The organism is Mesorhizobium sp. M2A.F.Ca.ET.042.01.1.1 (assembly GCF_003997405.1).
Classification (GTDB): domain Bacteria; phylum Pseudomonadota; class Alphaproteobacteria; order Rhizobiales; family Rhizobiaceae; genus Mesorhizobium.
The window spans coordinates 1-3,221 of the sequence record NZ_RZRX01000422.1; the positions used below are offsets into that span (position 1 = coordinate 1).

Here is a 3,221-nt window from a genome sequence, read left to right on the forward strand (position 1 = left end):
TTGGAACGCCAGATGGCGCGCGGGAACTTGCCCACCATGCGCTCGAGGTCGGCGAAGACGCGGTAGCGCCGCTCCGCGTGGAGCTGGTCGATCGCATCCTCGAAGAACCGCTGGTAATTCATGTCGACTTCCCAATTTTGCGGCAGATCATAGTCACTGCCCCATGCCGCGTCCACCGGACCCGACCGGTCAAAATGCCACGCCTTTACCCTGTTCCTAACGATGCCGGATCGTGGCCTATTCCCAGCTGTTTGGAGCAGATTTGTTTCAGTACGATGCCTCGGACGGGAGGAACTGTTACCGACTTAACGTTAGAGGGAGGCCAATGCATATCGCCCAAACGTGTACAGCGGTTTTGGGGGAATGACATGGACTTTAACGGGCTTGCGGCGGGGTTTCCAGAACGGGGGCTGTTGAGACAGTTTCCGATAAATCTTGATCAGCGAGGTAGAAGATGACGGTTTTGGTGACGGGCGGTGCCGGTTATATCGGCAGCCATATGGTCTGGGAGTTGCTGGACGCAGGCGAGAGTGTCGTGGTGCTCGACCGGCTTTCCACCGGCTTCGAATGGGCGGTGGCCCCGGAAGCAAAGCTCGTCGTCGGCGACGTCGCCGACCGAGACCTGGTCGGCCGGACCATCCGCGAAAACAAGGTCGACGCCATCATCCACTTCGCGGGTTCCATCGTGGTGCCGGAATCGGTCGCCGATCCGCTCGGCTATTACGAGAACAACACCTGCAAGACCCGCACGCTGATCGAGACAGCAGTGCGCGAGGGGGTGCCGCATTTCATCTTCTCTTCCACCGCCGCCGTCTATGGCGGCGCCGGGCTGGAGCCGGTGCGCGAGGATGCGCGGCTTGCGCCGGAATCGCCCTATGGCCTCTCCAAGCTGATGAGCGAATGGATGCTGCGCGATGCCGCGCTGGCGCACGACATCCGTTACACGGCGCTGCGCTATTTCAACGTCGCCGGCGCCGACCCGAAGGGCCGCACCGGGCAGTCGACGCCCGGCGCCACGCATCTGATCAAGGTTGCCTGCGAGACCGCGCTCGGCAAGCGTCCCTTCATGCAGGTTTTCGGCACCGACTATCCGACGCCGGACGGCACCTGCATGCGCGACTACATCCATGTCAGCGATCTCGCCGCCGCGCACCGGCTGGCGCTGCAGCGGCTGCGCGCCGGCGGCACCAGCCTCGTCGCCAATTGCGGCTACAGCCACGGCTATTCGGTGCTCGAGGTGATCGACAGCGTGCGCCGCGCCTTCGGCCATGATTTCGATGTCCGCATGGGCGATCGCCGGCCCGGCGACGCCGCTGCGGTGGTCGCCAATTCCGAGCTTGCCCGTAAGGAGCTCGGCTGGACGCCGCAACGCGACGATCTCGACCTGATCGTCAACGACGCGCTGGCCTGGGAGCGCATCCTGACGGGCAAGAATTCCGTGAGAAGCTGACCTTTTGGGCCAAGGGCTCGTCCGCCGCGTTCGGACGCGGTATTGAGACTCATTCAGCGGCGCGCGGCGGCGCGCCGCTGTGATGAGGGGACGGCATGAAGATACTGGTTCTCGGCGCCGGCGTCGTTGGCACGGCGGCCGCCTATTATCTGGCCAAGGACGGTCACGAGGTGACGGTGATCGAGCGCCACGAGGCGGCGGCCCGAGGCACCAGCCAGTCGAATGCCGGCCTGGTGTCGCCCGGCGATGCCACCGCCTGGGCTTCGCCCGCCGCGCTGAAGACCTTCCTGCGCGCGCTTTGGAACCACGACCTCGGCATCAAGGTGAGACTCCGCCTCGATCCCTATTTCTACGCCTGGAGCCTGCGTTTCCTGCGCGAATGCACGGTGAAGCGGCTGCGCGCAAACACCGACATCAAGCTGAGATTGGCGCTGCATTCCCGCGAGTGCGTCAATCAACTGTCGGAGGAAACCGGCATCCACTACGACGAACGCAAGAAGGGCATCCTCTACTTCTTCCGCTCGCAAAAGAGCCTCGACACCGGCACCGACAATCATCGCTATCTCGGCGAGCACGGCCTGCCGATCGAGATCGTCGGCCGCGAGCGTCTGGTCGAGCTGGAGCCGGGCCTTGCCGGCGTAAAGGAAAAGATCGCCGGCGGCATCTATTCGCCGATCGACCAGACCGGCGATTCCAAGCAGTTCACCGACAGGCTCGCCGCCCATGCCGCCGAGAAGCTCGGCGTGAAATTCCTGTTCGGCACGACGGTCCAGGGTCTCGACATCGAGGGCGGCCGTGTGCGCGCCGTCATGACCTCGGCCGGATCGGTCACCGGCGACGCCGTCGTCATCTCGATGGGGCCGGAAAGCGGTCTGCTAGGCCGCCGCTACGGCATCGACCTGCCGGTTTACCCGGTGAAGGGTTATACAGCGACGATTCCGCTGGAAGACGAAAGCAGGGGCCCGACCATGGGCGGCGCCGACGAGGACCGGCTGATCGGCTATTCGAGGCTCGGCAATCGCCTGCGCATGTCCTCTACAGCCGAGTTCACCGGCTTCGACCGCAGCTTCAAGCCCAGCGATTTCAGGACCATCCTGGAAACCGGCAAGGACCTTTTCCCGGGCGCCTTCGACGAGAAGAAGGCCGTGCTCTGGGCGGGCCTGCGGCCGATGATGCCGAATTCGGTTCCCGTGATCGGCCAGGCGAAATACCGCAACCTCTATCTCGATACCGGCCACGGTCATGTCGGCTGGACCATGGCCTGCGGCTCAGGGCAGTTCTTGGCGGATGTCGTCGCCGGCAGAAAGCCGCAGATCGAACCGCAGGGATTGCTGTACGGCACGGCGCGCTGAGCCGGTTGGCTTACGCGGTGGCGTTCTTCCGCCACGCTTGGGTATAGGCTTGCCATGCCGGCTCGGTCGGTGGCTCGGTTCGCTCGCCCTTGCTCATCGCGGGCGCGCCATCCGACGCCAGCAGCGCGGCACCGATGCTGGTCCCGGTCGAGGTTTCCGATGCGATGACCGGCCGCTCCGTCGCCGCCGCCAGCATGCGGATGAAAAGCGGGTTCTGCGCGAACGGTCCCTCGACGGTCGTCGGTCCGTCGCCGCCGTCTCGTTCTATCTCGCGCAGATGACCGCGACCTGCCTGGAACTGATCGGCGGCGAAGCGCTGGCCGGAATTCAGGTTCTCGGCATTGACCCACTGCGCGCTGCGATACGGAAACGGTCCGGAGCCCTGCTGCGTCGAAGGCAGAAGCAACACCTGGCGCGCC

The 3,221-nt window shown here is 64.6% G+C and carries 2 protein-coding genes and 1 pseudogene; 2 read left to right on the forward strand and 1 reads right to left on the reverse strand.

Annotation, left to right across the window (positions count from 1 at the left end):
* The first annotated feature begins 454 nt into the window (after window positions 1-454).
* Together galE and EOA23_RS33020 are read left to right on the forward strand one after the other, a co-directional pair.
* A complete protein-coding gene (gene galE, locus EOA23_RS33015) occupies window positions 455-1,450 on the forward strand; it encodes a UDP-glucose 4-epimerase GalE (RefSeq protein WP_127307145.1) in 996 nt (331 codons plus the stop codon).
* Window positions 1,451-1,545: 95 nt separating this feature from the next.
* Window positions 1,546-2,802 (forward strand): D-amino acid dehydrogenase, encoded by a 1,257-nt coding sequence (locus EOA23_RS33020; protein WP_127307146.1) that lies wholly within the window; start codon window positions 1,546-1,548, stop codon window positions 2,800-2,802.
* A 10-nt stretch (window positions 2,803-2,812) separates the two neighbouring features.
* Here EOA23_RS33020 and EOA23_RS33025 read toward each other — a convergent pair.
* Window positions 2,813-3,221: pseudogene (locus EOA23_RS33025) on the reverse strand (FGGY-family carbohydrate kinase); the annotation flags it as partial.

Coding starts and splice junctions, on each gene's coding strand:
- galE (WP_127307145.1), top strand. CDS start 455: ATGACGGTTTTGGTGACGGGCGGTGCCGGTTATATCGGCAGCCATATG.
- EOA23_RS33020 (WP_127307146.1), top strand. CDS start 1,546: ATGAAGATACTGGTTCTCGGCGCCGGCGTCGTTGGCACGGCGGCCGCC.